The 15,577-nt window shown below is 69.2% G+C and carries 13 protein-coding genes and 1 tRNA gene; 6 read left to right on the top strand and 8 right to left on the bottom strand.

Features of this window, described 5'->3' with window-relative positions; translation table 11 throughout:
* Window positions 1-197: 197 nt before the first annotated feature.
* The 4 genes from pstA to JM949_RS06635 all read right to left on the bottom strand — a co-directional run bounded on the left by pstA (window position 198) and on the right by JM949_RS06635 (window position 5,450).
* Window positions 198-1,118: a phosphate ABC transporter permease PstA gene (pstA, locus tag JM949_RS06650; protein ID WP_203147561.1), complete on the bottom strand. Its 921-nt coding sequence runs from the start codon at window positions 1,116-1,118 to the stop codon at window positions 198-200.
* The gene (pstC, locus tag JM949_RS06645) at window positions 1,115-2,059 is read right to left on the bottom strand and encodes a phosphate ABC transporter permease subunit PstC (protein ID WP_309232035.1); all 945 of its coding nucleotides are present in this window, start codon (window positions 2,057-2,059) and stop codon (window positions 1,115-1,117) included. Before pstC ends, pstA begins: the two co-directional genes overlap by 4 nt.
* An 8-nt stretch (window positions 2,060-2,067) precedes the next feature.
* Complete coding sequence (locus tag JM949_RS06640) at window positions 2,068-3,033, bottom strand: PstS family phosphate ABC transporter substrate-binding protein (protein WP_309232034.1); 966 nt, start codon at window positions 3,031-3,033, stop codon at window positions 2,068-2,070.
* A 326-nt stretch (window positions 3,034-3,359) separates the two neighbouring features.
* Window positions 3,360-5,450 carry a PhoX family protein gene (locus tag JM949_RS06635; RefSeq protein ID WP_203147603.1) on the bottom strand — a complete coding sequence of 697 codons (2,091 nt, stop codon included), beginning with the start codon at window positions 5,448-5,450 and terminating at the stop codon, window positions 3,360-3,362.
* 133 nt (window positions 5,451-5,583) lie between these two features.
* On the opposite strand from JM949_RS06635, the gene JM949_RS06630 reads away from it, so the two are divergent.
* The 3 genes from JM949_RS06630 (at window position 5,584) to JM949_RS06620 (ending at window position 7,750) form a co-directional block, all read left to right on the top strand.
* Window positions 5,584-5,943 (top strand): ArsR/SmtB family transcription factor, encoded by a 360-nt coding sequence (locus tag JM949_RS06630; RefSeq protein ID WP_203147560.1) that lies wholly within the window; start codon window positions 5,584-5,586, stop codon window positions 5,941-5,943.
* Window positions 5,940-7,016 (top strand): ACR3 family arsenite efflux transporter, encoded by a 1,077-nt coding sequence (gene arsB / locus JM949_RS06625; protein ID WP_203147559.1) that lies wholly within the window; start codon window positions 5,940-5,942, stop codon window positions 7,014-7,016. Before JM949_RS06630 ends, arsB begins: the two co-directional genes overlap by 4 nt.
* A gap of 83 nt (window positions 7,017-7,099) precedes the next feature.
* Window positions 7,100-7,750, top strand: coding sequence for an arsenate reductase ArsC (locus JM949_RS06620; protein ID WP_238432698.1), 651 nt, complete (start codon window positions 7,100-7,102; stop codon window positions 7,748-7,750).
* A 169-nt stretch (window positions 7,751-7,919) separates the two neighbouring features.
* On the opposite strand, the gene JM949_RS06615 is transcribed toward JM949_RS06620, so the two are convergent.
* The gene (locus JM949_RS06615) at window positions 7,920-8,963 is read right to left on the bottom strand and encodes an ArsO family NAD(P)H-dependent flavin-containing monooxygenase (protein WP_203147558.1); all 1,044 of its coding nucleotides are present in this window, start codon (window positions 8,961-8,963) and stop codon (window positions 7,920-7,922) included.
* Between the two features lie 131 nt (window positions 8,964-9,094).
* On the opposite strand from JM949_RS06615, the gene JM949_RS06610 reads away from it, so the two are divergent.
* Together JM949_RS06610 and JM949_RS06605 are read left to right on the top strand one after the other, a co-directional pair.
* Window positions 9,095-9,466 (top strand): ArsR/SmtB family transcription factor, encoded by a 372-nt coding sequence (locus tag JM949_RS06610; RefSeq protein WP_203147601.1) that lies wholly within the window; start codon window positions 9,095-9,097, stop codon window positions 9,464-9,466.
* Between the two features lie 154 nt (window positions 9,467-9,620).
* Window positions 9,621-11,354, top strand: coding sequence for an NAD-binding protein (locus tag JM949_RS06605; protein ID WP_203147557.1), 1,734 nt, complete (start codon window positions 9,621-9,623; stop codon window positions 11,352-11,354).
* Between the two features lie 275 nt (window positions 11,355-11,629).
* On the opposite strand, the gene JM949_RS06600 is transcribed toward JM949_RS06605, so the two are convergent.
* The 3 genes from JM949_RS06600 to JM949_RS06590 form a co-directional block, all read right to left on the bottom strand.
* Window positions 11,630-12,667 carry a tyrosine-type recombinase/integrase gene (locus JM949_RS06600; protein ID WP_203147556.1) on the bottom strand — a complete coding sequence of 346 codons (1,038 nt, stop codon included), beginning with the start codon at window positions 12,665-12,667 and terminating at the stop codon, window positions 11,630-11,632.
* Window positions 12,664-13,140 (bottom strand): hypothetical protein, encoded by a 477-nt coding sequence (locus JM949_RS06595; protein ID WP_203147555.1) that lies wholly within the window; start codon window positions 13,138-13,140, stop codon window positions 12,664-12,666. The genes JM949_RS06600 and JM949_RS06595 overlap by 4 nt, the downstream gene beginning before the upstream one ends.
* A gap of 140 nt (window positions 13,141-13,280) precedes the next feature.
* Window positions 13,281-13,367 (bottom strand) — tRNA-Leu (locus tag JM949_RS06590).
* Between the two features lie 231 nt (window positions 13,368-13,598).
* On the opposite strand from JM949_RS06590, the gene JM949_RS06585 reads away from it, so the two are divergent.
* Entirely contained in the window at window positions 13,599-14,177 is a 579-nt protein-coding gene (locus JM949_RS06585) for a tetratricopeptide repeat protein (RefSeq protein WP_309232033.1), read from the top strand.
* Window positions 14,178-15,577: the final 1,400 nt, after the last annotated feature.

The raw sequence follows: 15,577 nt of genomic DNA, 5'->3' as shown, positions 1-15,577 counted from the left end.
ACGGCCTGGTAGTCACCGTAGAAGATGTTGACATCCTCCAGACGAAGGACCTGCTCGTCGCCGCCGCGGGGTGCTCCTTCGTTCCGGTTGGCGGGGTTGACCAGCGCCACCGGAGGTGGTGCCGGGCGGGTGCTGCTCACGGTGTCGGTCACGTCGGGGGCCTTTCGGTTCGGATCGCTCACAGTGGGGGTGGCCTGCTACCAGCGCTTCTGGAACCTGTTGCGGATGAGGATCGCGGCGGAGTTCAGCGCGAGGAGGATGACCAGCAGCAGCACGATCGCCGCGGCGGCGAGCTCCTGGAACTCGGCCTGCGGCTCCTTGATCAGGTTGTAGATCTGGATCGGCAGGGTGGTGTACGACGACAGCAGGCTGTCGGGGTTGAACCGGATGAAGGTGACCGCGCCGAGCAGGATCAGCGGGGCCGCCTCCCCCAGGGCTCGTGACAGGGCGAGGATCGCGCCGGTGGACATGCCGGGGACGGCGGCGGGCAGGACCTGCCGCCAGGTGGTCTGCCACCTGGTCGCGCCGAGCGCGTAGGAGGCTTGCCGGATCGAGCGCGGCACTGCGCGCAGGGCCTCCCGGCTGGCGATGATGACGACGGGCAGGACGAGTAGGGACAGCACGATCGCGGCGGTGATGACGGTGAACCCGAGACCGATCACCCGGGCGATCAGTCCGAGGCCGAGGATGCCGAACACGATCGACGGGACACCGGCGAGGTTCTGGATGTTGAGTTCCAGCAGCCGGTTGTACCAGCGGGTGTTGTCGGCGTACTCCTCCAGGTAGATCGCCGAGGCGATGCCGATCGGCAGACAGATCGCGGCGGTCAGGCCGATGACCCACAGCGTGCCGGTGATCGCCGACTGGACGCCGGCGCGCGCGACACGGGAGGCAGCGCCGGTGGGCATCTCCTCCCACAGGCGAGGGTCGAGACGGTTCCAGCCCTTGATGACCGCGAAGGCAATCAAAGCGACCAGGAACGCGAACGCGACCAGCAGGCAGAACTGCAACGCGAGCTTGAACAGCACCTCCCCGGGGCGCGACCGCCGCTGGCTCAGCGACGGCCGGTGGCGCGGGTTCGCCGCGTGGGAGGCCGGCGGTGTGGACGTCGCACTCACTCGTACACCTCCCGGAACTTGCGGACCAGCCGGATAGACAGGGCGTTGAGGGCGAAGGTGAACAGGAACAAGGTGGTGCCCACCGCGAAGATGGTCAGATAGTCGAGGGAGTCCACCGGCAGGTCACCCTGGGCGGCGCCGGCGATGAAGCTGGTCATGGTCGCGGCGCCGTCGATGGGCGACCACGGGATGCCATCGGTCTTCAATCCGGCGGCGATCGTGACGATCATCGTCTCTCCGAGCGCCCTGGAGACCCCGAGTACGATCGCGGCGACGATCCCCGACAACGCCCCGGGCACCACGACGCGGGTGGCGACCTGCATCTTCGTCGACGCCAGGGCGTAGGCACCCTCGCGCAGGCTCTGCGGCACGGCGCTCATCGCGTCCTCGGCCAGGCTGGCCACGGTCGGCACGATCATGATGCCCATCGCGATGCCGGCGACCAGAAGGTTCTGGAACTCCGGCTTGCCGTCGCTGGGCCACAGGTCGATCAGGATGGGATTGAGGAAGGTCAGGGCGAAGAACCCGTACACCACGGTCGGGATGCCGGCGAGAACCTCGAGGATCGGCTTGAGGAACTTGCGGGTGCCGGGATGGGCGTACTCGGACAGGTAGATCGCCGCCCCGATACCCAGCGGCACCGCGATGACCGTCGCGATGAGCGTCACCCACAGCGTGCCGACCAGCAGCGGCAGCACCCCGTACTGCTTGATCGAGAACAACGGGGTCCACTGCGTACCGGTGACGAACTCGATGATGCTGACCTCACCGAAGAACTCCACGGTGGGGAACAGCAGCGAGACGATGATGCCGATGGTCGTCGCGATGGAGACCACCGCGGCGAGGACGAGGAAACCCTCGATGATGCGTTCGCCGGGCCGGCGGCGTCCCCGCCGCACAGAGGCGGCGGGGACGGGGGCTCCGGGGGTGATGACCGCCACGAGTCCGCTCAGCCCTTTGTCAGGGTCGCGAACTCGGACTTCAGGGTCTCCTTCTGGGCTGCGGTCAGCGGCACGTACTTGGCTTCCTTGACGACCTCGTCGATGCTCACGATGTAGAAGTCGACGAAGCCCTTGACCTGCTTCTTGGCGATGCCCTTGTCGGAGACGTAGATGAACAGCGGCCGGGACAGCGGCTTGTAGCTGCCGTCCTGCGCGGTGGCCACGCTCGGCTCGACGCAGCCGCCGCCGCCGTCGACCTTGACGAGCTTCAGCTTGTCCGCGTTCTCCTCGTAGTAGGTGAACCCGAAGTACCCGAGCCCGCCCTTGGAACCGCTCACGCCCTGCACGGTGACGTTGTCGTCCTCGGTCGGGGTGTAGTCGGTACGGTGCGCCTTCTCCTTGCCGTTGATCGCAGCGGTCCAGTAGTCGAAGGTGCCGGAGTCGGTGCCCGCGCCGAACAGCTTCAGCGGCTCGTTCGGGAACTTGGGGTCGACCTGGTTCCAGTTGTTGACCTTCGAGCCGGGCTCCCAGATCGCCTTGAGCTGCGGCACCGTCAGGCAGTCAGCGAAGGTGTTGTCCCTGCTGGCCACCACCGACAGCGCGTCGTTGGCCACGATCAGCTCGACGTACTTGACGCCGTTCTTGTCGCACTCGGCCTTCTCGGTGTCCTTGATCGGCCGGGAGGCATCGGAGATGTCGGTCTCGCCGTTGCAGAACTTCTTGAACCCGCCGCCGGTGCCGGTGATGCCCACCGTGACGTTCACCTTGGGCTGTTCGTCGGCGAACAGCTCGGCCGCCGCCTTGCTCAGCGGGCCGACCGTGCTCGATCCGTCGACCTTCACGTCGCCGGACAGCTCAGCCGCGGCACCGGTCCCGGAGCCACCGTCGTTGTTGTCGCTGCCACAGGCAGCCAGACCGACCGTCAGGACCAGCGCGACTGACGCCAGGCCCAGCCCACGCACCGTCTCGATCACAATTCGTCCTCTTCAGACAGGCCGGCGGGTATCGCCGGTGCTCGTTCGGGGTCGGCTGTCTTTCACCGACGAGCTCATAAAAGATTGCTTATGTGATCGCATATCGTCGACTAGGTGAACGGAAGCTGAACATAAGCGAGTGTTTATTTCCCCTTGCCAGCGGCTCTCAGGCTTTGCATCGATTCCCTTGCCGTTCACTCTTCGTTCACTCCAGCCAAGGCGGATGGCGCAGCAGAAAGCCCTTGAGCGCAAGGACGGACTGCACGAGTTGACATGGGGCGGACGCCCGGACCGTGGTGGTCCGGGCGTCCGCTCACGTGACGGGGTCAGGCGCCGATGTGTCGGCCGTCGACGCCCCAGACGCTGATCACGGCCGGACGGGCGTAGTCACCATCCGGCCAGGTGGAGGCGGGGTTGTCCATGCTCGCACCATCGATCTCGCCGGGGTGCTGGACGGAGACGAACACGGTGCGGTTGTCGTCGCTGAGCGATGCCGACGCTTGCTCCGCACCGACCGGGACGGTGAGAAACTGCTTCACGTGTCCGCGTTCGGGGCCGTCGAGGGGCACGGCGAACAGGCCGTCGTTGGAGCCGAGCGCGTTACCGTCGGTGGAGATCCACAGGTTGCCGTGGGCGTCGAAGTCGAGGTTGTCGGGGCAGGAGATCGGGCTGACCTTGGTCTTGTCGTAGCCGGCGAAGTACGTCGACGGGTCGGCCGGGTCGCCGCACACGATCGGAACCGTCCAGGTGAACGTGGTCGCCGCGTTGTCGCCGCCGTCCTCAGTGATCTCCAGGATATGGCCGTGCCGGTTGTTCGATCGAGGATTGACCTCGTCAGCGGCCGGTTGCCGGGCAGCACCACGGCGGGTGTTGTTGGTCAACGCGGCGTACACCTTGCCGGTGCGCAGGTTCGGCGCGACGTCCTCGGGGCGGTCCATCTTCGTGGCACCGACCGCGTCGGCGGCCAGCCGGGTGTGCACCAGGACCTCATCGACGCTCATGCCAGGAACCAGGGACTGCCGATCCCGGGCGAGGGGGATCCACCGGCCGGTGCCGTTGAATGCCCCGTCGGCGGGCAGCGTGCCCGAGCCGTCGATCTCAGGCGCGGAGCTGAAACCAAAGGATGCGACGTACAACGTTCCCGACTCCAGCAGGGTCATGTTGTGTGCCCGGTCGAAGGGCTTGTCGCCCCGGCGCATCTTCTTGTCCGAGACGAACTTGTACAGGTAGTCGAAGCGCTCGTCGTCGCCCATGTAGGCCACGACCCGCCCGTCGCGGGCGAGGATGATCTCCGCGCCCTCGTGCTTGAAGCGACCCGGTGCCGTGTGCTTGCGCGGGGTGAAGTTCGGGTCGTGCGGATCGAGTTCCAGGATCCAGCCGAACCGGTTGGCCTCGTTCGGGTGGGCGCTCAGGTCGAACCGGGCGTCGGCGCGCTCCCACTTGCGTGACCCGGACGGGTAGCGGTTGACGGTGTCGATGCCGTAGCGGGTCAGGGCAGGCTTGGCCCCGGCGGGGACGGCGTCGCCGCCGACGAAGTACTGGTTGAAGTTCTCCTCGCCGGACAGGATCGTGCCCCACGGGGTGAGTCCGCCGGCACAGTTGTTCAGCGAGCCGAGGACCATGGTGCCGGATGGGTCGGCCGCGGTGCGTAGCAGCGCCGAGCCGGCAGCCGGGCCGGTGAACCGCATCGGTGTGCCGGCGGTGATCCGCCGGTTCCACCGCCGCGTCCCGCGGGCAACCGGCACCCACCGCCCGGTGTCACCGACCCGCTCGATCTCCACCACACTGAGCCCGTGGGCGGCCATCGACACCCGGACCTGCTCCACCGTCAGCGCCTCCGGCGTGGTGTAACCGGGGAACATCAGGTTCTCGTTGGTGTACTCGTGGTTGACCACCAGCAGCGCCCGGCGGCCGTGCCGGTCCAGCGGCAGGGTCACGAGCCAGTCGTTGTTGTAGCCGAACTGCTTGGCCTGCGCTGCGGCGCTCTGCCGATCGGCCCGGAAGGCCGGCGCTCCCGGCACGACCGGGTCGCCCCACCGGAGGATGACCGCGTTGTCGCAGCCGTTGGGCACGATGACGGTGTCCAGGGTGTTGGGCGGGATGGGCTTGAACGTCAGCCCTGCGCCGTTGATTGGTGTGCGGGGCCCGGTATGGCCCGCTGGGGCCACGGCCTCCGCCGGGGCGGCATCGGTGGCCAGAGCAACGGCGCCGGCGCCGATGACCAGGGCGCCGAGAGAACCGGCGCGCAGCAGGCCGCGACGGGACAGCTCAGCGGTGACCACGTCACCGAAGTACGGATTGTCCGAGTTATTGGGGACCGCGTGCGAGCAGGCGTTCCCGCAGCGGTACAGGCAGGTCATCGCGCTGCGACCGCCGTGACCGGGCAGTAGCGGCAGCGAACGAGGATAGGCCGCCAGCGAACTCCGAGGCGACGAACCCACCACCAGCGGATGAACGCGACATGGACATCAAATTTCAGGACCGCGAATCGTTCACTCAGCACCGGCCGCAGGTTGACGATCCGATCCATATCAGCGAGGATTTAATTCAATGACAGTTGATACGAATGAGACGCAGCTTGCGGCGCTCCGGGCGATGGCTGATCCGCTGCGCTGGCGGGTCATGCAGGCGCTGGCGCGGGAGCAGCTGTGCGTGTGCCACCTGGTCGAAGACCTGGGGGTCACCCAGCCGCTGATCAGCCACCACCTGCGGGCACTGCGCCAGGCGGGTCTGGTGGAGACCGAACGTCACCGCTACTGGACCTACTACCGGCTCCGCCCGGAAGCGGTCCGCGCACTCGGTGCGGGCATCGCCGCCCTCGCCGACCATGCGCCCACCGGCGCCGAGGGCAGACGGCCCTGCGGCCCGGACGCGCCCACCGAGCAACCAACAGAGGAACCAGGCACATGACGACACTGGCCACCCCGGCGCAGACCACGCCCCGGCTCTCCACGCTGGACCGGCTCCTGCCGGTATGGATCGGCGCCGCCATGCTCGCCGGGCTGCTCCTGGGCCGGCTGATCCCGGGACTCGACGACGCCCTCGACCACGTCAAGGTCGGCGGGATCTCCGTGCCCATCGCCCTGGGTCTATTGATCATGATGTACCCGGTCCTGGCCAAGGTCCGCTACGACCGCCTCGACACCGTCACCTCCGACCGACGCCTACTGATCTCCTCCCTGGTGATCAACTGGCTCATCGGCCCCGCCGTCATGTTCGCCCTGGCCTGGCTGCTCCTGCCCGACCAGCCCGCGTACCGCACCGGCCTGATCATCGTCGGCCTCGCCCGCTGCATCGCCATGGTCATCATCTGGAACGACCTCGCCTGCGGCGACCGCGAAGCCGCCGCCGTCCTGGTCGCGCTCAATTCCGTCTTCCAGGTCCTCGCCTTCGGCGTGCTCGGCTGGTTCTACCTCACCGTCCTGCCCGGCTGGCTCGGCCTGGAGCAGGCAGGACTGTCCGTCTCCGGATGGGACATCGCCGGCAGCGTCCTGGTCTTCCTCGGCATCCCCCTCGCCGCCGGCTACCTCACCCGCAAATTCGGCGAACGGGCCAAGGGACGCGACTGGTACGAAGCGAAGTTCCTGCCCCGCATCGGGCCGGTCGCCCTGTACGGGCTGCTGTTCACCATCGTGCTGCTCTTCGCCCTACAAGGCGACGCGATCACCGCCCAACCCTGGGACGTCGCCCGTATCGCGCTTCCCCTGCTCGCGTACTTCGCGATCATGTGGTTCGGCTCATTCGCCATCGGTCGGGCCATCGGCCTGAACTACGAACGCACCACCACGCTCGCCTTCACCGCAGCTGGCAACAACTTCGAACTCGCCATCGCCGTGGCAATCGGCGTGTTCGGCGTCACCAGCGGCCAGGCTCTCGCCGGAGTCGTCGGACCACTGATCGAGGTACCGGTCCTGGTCGCCCTCGTCTACGTCAGCCTCGCCGCCCGCCGCCGGTTCTTCCCCACCCAGGTCACCAATGCCTAGCCGAGCGCAGGCAGTGACCGGCAGCGACCCTGCCCCGATCAGCCCACCTCACCCACCAGCGGTTACACCCTAAGGACGACGTGATGGACGGGCCGTTCGACGGAATAGACACCCGGGATGTCGACTACGTGCTCGGGCAGATCGCCAAACGGCTCTCCAGCCGATTCAGCGGCGTATTCGGCCCCGAGACCGTCGAACGGTACGTCTTCGAGTCCTACATGTACCTACACCGCACTGTCCGCCTCCAGACCCACCTGCCAGCACTGACGGAGAACTTCGCCACCGAACGACTCACCGCCCTGGCGCAGGTCGAAGGCACCATCGAAAAACCAGTACCCGAGGTGCTGTTCCTCTGCGCCTACAACGCCGGCCGTTCCCAACTCGCCACCGCGCTCGCCGACCGGTACGCACACGGCAGGGTGCACGTGCGGTGCGCGGGCTCGCACCCGGCGGACGGGCTGGACCGCAACGTCATCGAGGCGCTCGGCGAGTGGGGCGTCGACATCAGCCGGGCGTACCCCAAGCCCCTGACCTCGGACGTTCTCGGCGCGAGCGACGTGATCGTGACCATGGGCTGCGGAGACGCCTGCCCAGTCCTCGCCGGCAAGCGTTACCTCGACTGGGACATCCCCGACCCCGCCGGAAAGGACCTGCCCTTCGTCCGGACCGTCCGCGACGACATCGACGCCCGCGTACGAGCGCTGATCGACGACCTCACCCTCACCACGAGTTGATCCCGGCGATCGGGCGGCGCCTGGTAAGACCGCAAGTTCGGGCAGGCATGAACGGCCTGCCGTACGGCATCCGCCCAACGCGAACCTCGCCGCCACATCGTCGCTGACAGCCCGACAGGCCGCAGCCGCCTTTCCCCACTCAACGGCGTCCTGCCAGCCGATGCCGTCTCTATGGGCGGATCCGGGCGGCGATATCGGCGACCGTGGCCTTTGCCGTACGGCCAGCGCCAACCAAAGTGGCGGACGCGGGCCCGGTCCAGTCGCCGTACCCCAGCAGGTACAGCCGGGGTTCGTCTACCGACCGCGTGCCGTCGGTAGCCACCTCCTTCTGTTCATAGGACGGCAGCAGCGGCGCGAGGTGGGCAAGGCTCGGCCGGAACCCAGTGCACCAGATGACCGCGTCACACGGCTGTTCGGTGCCATCGGCCCACCACACGCTGCGCGCGCTGAGCCGAGTGATCATCGGACGGGCCTGCAGCATGCCGCGCTCGCGGGCGTCGCGGACGCTGGGCACCATCACGATGTCGCCCAAGTCGCTCACTCCGCCACCGGCACCACCGGCGGCTTTGCGGGCGGCCACATCGAACAGCACTCGACCGTCAACGTCGTCCGGCATGAACCGTGGCGGGCGCTGGGTGACCCAGGTGACCTCGGCGACCCGCGACACATCGGCCAGGATCTGCGCCCCGGAGTTGCCTCCACCGACGATGACGACCCGCTGCCCGCGGAACTCCAGCGCCGAGGCGTAAAGCACGGTGTGCAACTGCCGGCCACCGAACTCCTCCCGGCCCGGGACGTCCGGCAGGTACGGGCACTGCCAGGTCCCGGTCGCCGAGATGACGTACCGGGCCGACCACATCCCGGCATCGGTCTGCACCGCCAGAAGCTCGCCCGCCGGCCACACCTCGTGTACACGGACCGGCCGGCGCACCGCAAGGTCGTAGCGCTGCTCGTAGGCCCGCAGGTAATCCACGACGTGCCCGGCGCTCGGGAACTCCTCACCGTCCTGGCTTGGCATCCCCCACCCCGGCAGCGGGCTGTACGGCGCCGGGGAGAACAACCGCAAAGAGTCCCAGCCATGACGCCACGCGCCACCCGGCCGCGACTGGGCATCGAGGATGACGTACTCCAGGCCGGCGCGGCGCAGGTAGTAGCCCGCCGCCAGGCCGGCCTGCCCGCCCCCGACGACCACCACGTCACACGATCCAGGCACCCCGGCACTCCCCTCGCTCTTCAGATCATCATGCCGACACGACCGGAACGGGCGCGGGAAAGTCGTCTCCCGAGAACCTCACCGTGATCAAGGCCTCGTTGCCCCGGTCTGGCGGGGGTGTTGCTGCAACGATGCATGACGTGGGAACTGCGGAAACGACGATGCCTGCCATCTCGCCCCTTGCGGGCGAGCCGATCAAGCGTGCCGACGCCGAGCGGCTCGCGGGAGTGCTGAAGGCATTCGCCGACCCGGCCCGGCTGCGACTGCTCAGCCTCATCCAGGCGTCTCCCGAGGGCGAGGCGTCCGTCAGTGACCTCACCGCGCCGCTCGGGCTCTCTCAACCAACCGTGAGTCATCACCTTCGGATCCTCACCGAGGCCGGCCTACTCGAGCGCGACAAGCGCGGCGTCTGGGCCTACTACCGGCTGGTGCCGTCGGCGATCACCGCGATCGCTGAGCTGTTGACGCCGCCCCGCAAACGGGCGACGAAAAAGATCCGCTGACCGACACCGTCGAAGACTGGCACCACGCCGGCTGACCCGGCGCATGGTGACCGCCCAACAGGTCCCCACAACCTCGCCAGCCAGGCGGCCTTGTCCGCACTCGATACGATCGGCGGTGTGGCTGTCACCCCGGTGTCTGCCGACGTTCCGGTAGGTGCCGGCGATACAGCGATTTGTCATCTGTGGTGATGACACCCTGGCCTACCGCTTGGCCGATGAACTGATCAACCGGCACAAGCGGGCCGTCACGGTAATCATGCCATCCCGGGCGTCCACCTACGGCCGCCGGATCGCCAAACTGGGCGGCGTCCGGATCATCGAATCCGAGCGGCCGGACACCGACGCCTTCCAGTCGGCGAGGCTCGACGAGGCAAACGCCCTGGCCCTTGTTGGGCGCAATGATGTCGCGAACATCGAGGCGGCCCTGCAGGCGCACGGCCTCAACCCGGGCCTGCGGATCGTCGTACGGATGTTCAACACGAGCCTGAGTGAGGGCATCGCGCAACTGCCGTACTGCACGGTGCTGTCGGATGGAGCGCTGGCGGCGCCGGCGTTCGTGGCAGCAGCCGTGGGCGAGGTGACGCCCACCGAAGGGCTGCGCGGCGGTGCCCTCGTCGTCGCACGCCGAGATGACGTACCCGCCCGCGAGGTCCTGTGTGGTCTGGCAGTCAGCGAAGGGCGCGAGCAAGCCGACGTTCTACGGGCGGAACAAGACGCAGCCGACCTGGTTCTCGCCTCCGCCGTACCCAGGAAACCGGCAGCGCTGACTCCTCGCCGCCGGCTCACTCAGCGCCACTCTGTCGGGGCGATCCTCGGACGGGTGTGGCGAAGGCTGCGGTTCGTGCTGGCGGGTTTCGTGGGCCTACTGGTCGCCGGGTCCGCGATTCTGGCGCTGCAACGTTCGGACGGCTCCTGGCGGGAGGCGATCTACGCAGCTACTCTCGCCGCCTTCGGTGGAGCCGACGCTGAGCTGAGTGCCAGTGCGCTGGAACAGGTGACACTACTCGGCCTGACGATCGTCAGTATCGCGCTGATCCCACTGTTGACCGGTGCCGTCGTCGACGCCGTCGTCAAGGCCCGCCTTGAGGTCCTCGACGGCACACTGCCAAAGCGGATAGCGGAACACGTTGTGGTGGTGGGGTTGGGAGGCGTCGGCAGTTATGTGATCGAAGGGCTACACGCTCTCGGCGTCGACGTCGTCGCCATCGACAAATCAGCCGACGCGCGTGGTGTACAGGTCGCCAGGGGACTGGGGATACCGTTGATCATCGGCGATGCGAGCAGGCGCGACACACTCCTGGCCGCCTCGGTGCCCACCAGCCGTGCGTTGGTGGTGATCACGTCCGACGACTCCGTCAACCTGGAGACAGCGTTGATCGGCCGGTCCGTCCACCACGACCTGCGGGTGGTCCTGAGACTTTTCGACGGCGATTTCGCCGAACAAGTGCAGCGAGCCTTCGATCTCACCATCTCGCGCAGCGTCAGCTACCTGGCGGTGCCATTCTTCGCGGCGCGCCTGCTCGGCCAACACCTTGAAGCCATACCGATCGACCGACGGGTCCTACTGATGGCTGACCTCGTCGTGGCGCCGAACTCGGTTCTGGAGGAACAGACCGTCGGTGATCTACGGAGACCCGGCGAGGCGTGGCTGCTCGAAGTGACCAATACACTCGGCGCTCGCCTGCCGTCCTCACTGCCTTCCGGTCGCCGGTTACGGCGCGGCGAGAAACTGCTGATGGTGGCGACCCGGGCCGGGCTGGCCAGGTTGATGCAGGAGACGTCGGCACCGCCCGACACCGCGCCTCGGCGTCCCATAGTTCCCCACGACTCTCCCGCGTATCACCGATCAGCTCCACACCCCCGCGACGAGAACGATTCGGACGGGTAGCGCGGAGGTGCCAGTAAGCCCGGCCGGTCCCTCGCTGAAGTCGTCGGCCCGCTGATCGAGGAGACGCCTGTCCAATCCTCGCTGCCAAGCGTTACCTCGACTGGGACATCCCAAGCCCCGCCGGGAGAGACCTGCCCTTCGTCCGGATCGTCCGCGACGACATCGACGCCCGCGTGTAAGCACTGGTTGACGACTTCACCCTAAACATGAGTTGATCCTGGCCATCGAACGGTGCTTGTAGGACTGCATCCTCGCGGGAGGCTGACCGGCAGCCGTCACCCCTCATACAGAGGGGCCTGCCGTTCGGGTACGACGGCCAGTGGGTGAGGCTGGCCGGTGAGGGCGGCGAGGGCGGTGGCGACGGCGTGGAGGTCGGCTTTGATGTAGGTGGTGGTGGCGGGTCCGCGGCGGTCGGTGTGTCCGGCGTAGGCGCGGGCGACGGCGTAGCCGAAGTGCCGCTCTACCCAGGTGAGGGTGGTGTGGCGCAGCCAATGGGTGGAGATGCCGTGGACGGCGACCCACGGTAGCTGCCGGCCGATGCGTTTCCACATCAGGTCGTAGCGCCGGTAGGTGGCGGGTTGGCCGTTGCGGTAGCGCAGCAGCGCGTCGGTCGGAACCACGGCGCCGCGGGCTCGGGCGTGATCGTTTAGTCGGCTGGCGAGCATCGGTGTGATGGGCTGCCAGCGTTGCGTGCCACCCTTTTCGCGCAGGCAGATGAGCGCGTGGTCGGTGTCCAGGTCGATCAGGCGCAGCGCGAGGGCGCCGCCGCGTCGACAGGCCGTTTCGGTGTGCAGGCGCAGCAACAGCGCGTCGAGCACGATGTCGTTACCGCCGCTGCGCGCAGCGGCGTTGATGTCGGACAGTTCGTCGGGGGTGAGGGCGCGGCGGGTGTTGGGCAGCCGGCGGGGTTTGCGGACCCGGTGGGCAGGGCTGTCCCCGGTGGTCAGGTAGCCGTCGGCGATGGCCCGGTTGTAGAAGGCGCGGGCAGCGGCGATGAGATGCTCACCGGCGTGCCGGCCGTCACGGGAGTTGCAGCGAGGGCGGGCGCCGGCGGCGGCCTGTCGCATGAGGGCTTCGAGGTCGCTGGCGCGCACCGCGTCAATGCGCCGATCGCCGAGGGCTGCGGCCATTCGTCTCCAGGAGCTGCCGTAGGTGCGTCGGGTGCCTGGGCTCGCCGCGGCGACGACAGCAGGCAGGTACTCGGCGACTGTCGGCACGGCAGGCCGGTTACTCCAGGTGAGGTCGGCAGCGGTGAGGCCGAGATGATCGAGCAGCGCTCGGGCGGTGGCGACACGATCGGGATCCGTGGTCATGAGGGCTCTCCGAGAATGCGCGCGTGCAGGTCGGCCAGGACCGCCGCGATGGTGTTTGAGGGGTGCACGACAATGCGGTTCTGGCGTGGCAGGGCAGCCAGGAGGGCGGGTTCGCCGGTGGCGATGCCGCACAGGTGCCGGGCGGCGGCCGGTAGGGGCAGCTCCTCGCGAGTGCCCACGACGTGTGCGCCTTCGGCGGCCAAGGTGATCAGGATTGCGCTAGTCACGACGTCGACGTGCAGGGTGAGGCCCGGTGCCCAGCCCAAGGCCCGCAACAGCGCACGAGCGGTGACCCGGCCGGCGGCGTCGGGTAGGCCCACGTCGAACAGCACCCCATCGCCCGTGCGGGCGGCGGGCGCGGGCAGTGTCGGCAGCGGCACCGGCTCCAGCGATGCGACCGGCAATGGGGTGGGAACGAGCGCCTCGACGAGCTGCTCATCGGGCCAGCGAGGGCGCAGGCGGCCGAGATTCACCTAGTCCCCCGCCAGCGCGAGGGCAAGGGTGTCAGTGCAGGTGACACCGACTCGCTGGGTTCGGTGCGCACATATGAGTCGCCGCGGCTCGCGTCCCCCACGCGAAAGAGAGTTGATCTCGCGTGGATATCCACGAACTCTGGTGTCCGAGGGGGGACTTGAACCCCCACGCCCTATACGGGCACTAGCACCTCAAGCTAGCGCGTCTGCCATTCCGCCACCCGGACCTGCTCGTTCAGCCTACCTCGCCGACCAGATGATCTTTCCATCCGATGGTCGGCACGGCGGGCCGCACGGGGAGTTACTGTACACGCCGCCCGTGGATCATGCACATCGCCTTCCGGTGCCGCTCTCCAAGCGCCTCCACCACTGCTCACACCGCCTCCGCCGACCCGGTCGGCACCCCACCGGAGCGTGTCCGGGTAGCGTCCGGCGGCCTCTGCCGGCAGCATTGCCCCGTGTCCCATCCCTCTCCTCTGGCAGCCGCCCAGCACCGAGCCCTCGCCCTGCGCGCCACGGGCGACCTCAGCGCCGCCCGGCACCTGCTCGCGGAGGCCGTCGAAACCGCTCCTCCGCCTTATGGCGCCGATCACCCCGAGGTGCTGCACACCGCGCACCTGCTGGCCCGGCTGCACCGGGAGGGGGACGACCCGCTCGCCGCCCGCCGGGTGTTGGAGGAGGCGTTCGCGGCGGGCGAGCGGCGTTGGGAGCATTCTGACCCGGTGCTGCTCGCGCTCGCGTTCGAGCTGGCCGAGGTGGCGGAGGAGCTGGGTAACCGGCATGAGGCCCGCCGCAACTACACCCGGGTGGCCACCGCCGGGCCCGCCGCGCTCGGCGAGGACCACCCGGCGGTACGCGCCGCCCGCGACTACCTCGGCCTACCCGCGTCGGCGTCGAGCCAGCACCAGGCCGCACCGCCGACGCCGACGCCGAGACCGGCTCCGGTCGCCGGCGGCCGAGCCCGATGCCCGGTCGGCGCTGTCCGGCCCGACGCTGTCGCTGGCGACCCTGGCCGCGATGCGCCCCTCCGCGAGTAATCCACCGGCCGCCACCTCACCCTGGGCACCGCCGCAACCGCCGGCCACGCCCCAGGCAACCCCTCCGGCGGTACGCGCACCGGTCGCACCCACACCGCCCAGCAACGCCGCCGCAGCGCCGGCTCCGGTTTCTCGGACGGCACCCGTCCCGCCAGCCGCCTCCTCGGTCACCCCGGCGCACGCCGGGCCGCCGATGGCCGCACCCACGCCACCGCCGCCGCACCCCCGCCCGGCCCAGCTCTCGCCCGAGGCAGCAATGCCGCCACGGCCACGCACCAGCAACGAACAAGCCGCGGCCGCGACACCGCCACGGCCACCCGCCACCCACCAACCCGGTGCGACCGCGACACCGCCACCCGTCGAGCAACCGCCCGCGCGTGCGTTGCCGCCGCGTCAACGCGGCGACGAGCAACCGCCCGGCCTCTCCCGGCCAGCGCTCGGCCCGTCATCCGGGCCAGGGGCTGACGGTGCGCCGGCTCCGTCGCCCGAGCGGCGGCCACCGTCCGGAGCGGCGACCGCCCCACGGCAGCGGGTGGCTCCACCCGCTGCCGACCTGCCACCCCAGCCGACGGCACCGGCCGACTCCCCGTCGGCGCTGGCGGTGCCGGCACCTCGCTGGGACAACCCCACCATCCAGGTACGGCAGATCGAACCGCTGCTCGCCGAGGAGGCCGCTCGCGCCGCGACCCGGCCAGCCGAAGCGAGCGAGTCGCCCCACCTGTCCGGCGTCGACCCGACCGCACCGGGCCGACCGTCCCAGGGCAGTTCCAACCCGGGACCGGCGTACCCGATCAGCGGACCACCGGCCCACCCCGTCAGCGCACCACCCGCTCCCCCGGTGTCGGTCTCCGCACCACCCAGCCACACCCACCCCGTCTCCGCACCACCCAGCCCACAGCTATCCGGTCGTCGGGGCCGCCCGGATTCGGGCCGCCCGTCTCCGGGCCGCCGTACGGGGCACCGGTCTCCGCGCCGCCGGTGAGCGCACCGCCCGTACCGCCGTGGGGTCTGACCGCGCCGCCCTGGAGCAGCAGCGCCCCACCACAGCCACTGCCAACTCCCGGTGTCGACCCCACCGCGCGGCCACGGTGGACGCGCCCGGCGCGGCTGGTGACCCCGGGCTGGGACTGCTCGACGCCAGAGTGGCACCGGCACGGCAGGACCCGGTGGCGCCGTCCGGCCAGACCGAGGTGTTCGCGGCCATTCCGACAAGCGGTGGCCCGACCAGGACCGAAGCCGCTCCGGGTCAGTCCACAGTGAGGAATGTGCAGCCCGGCCCGGCCACGGCGACGACCGGGTCGCCGCGCCGCCGGTGAGCGCACCGCCCGTACCGCCGTGGGGTCTGACCGCGCCGCCCTGGAGCAGCAGCGCCCCACCACAGCCACTGCCAACTCCCGGTG

The sequence above is a fragment of the Micromonospora tarensis genome (assembly GCF_016803395.1).
Lineage (GTDB): Bacteria > Actinomycetota > Actinomycetes > Mycobacteriales > Micromonosporaceae > Micromonospora > Micromonospora tarensis.
Note: the sequence above shows the minus strand (reverse complement) of the source record. Positions and strands in the feature narration are given on the sequence as shown.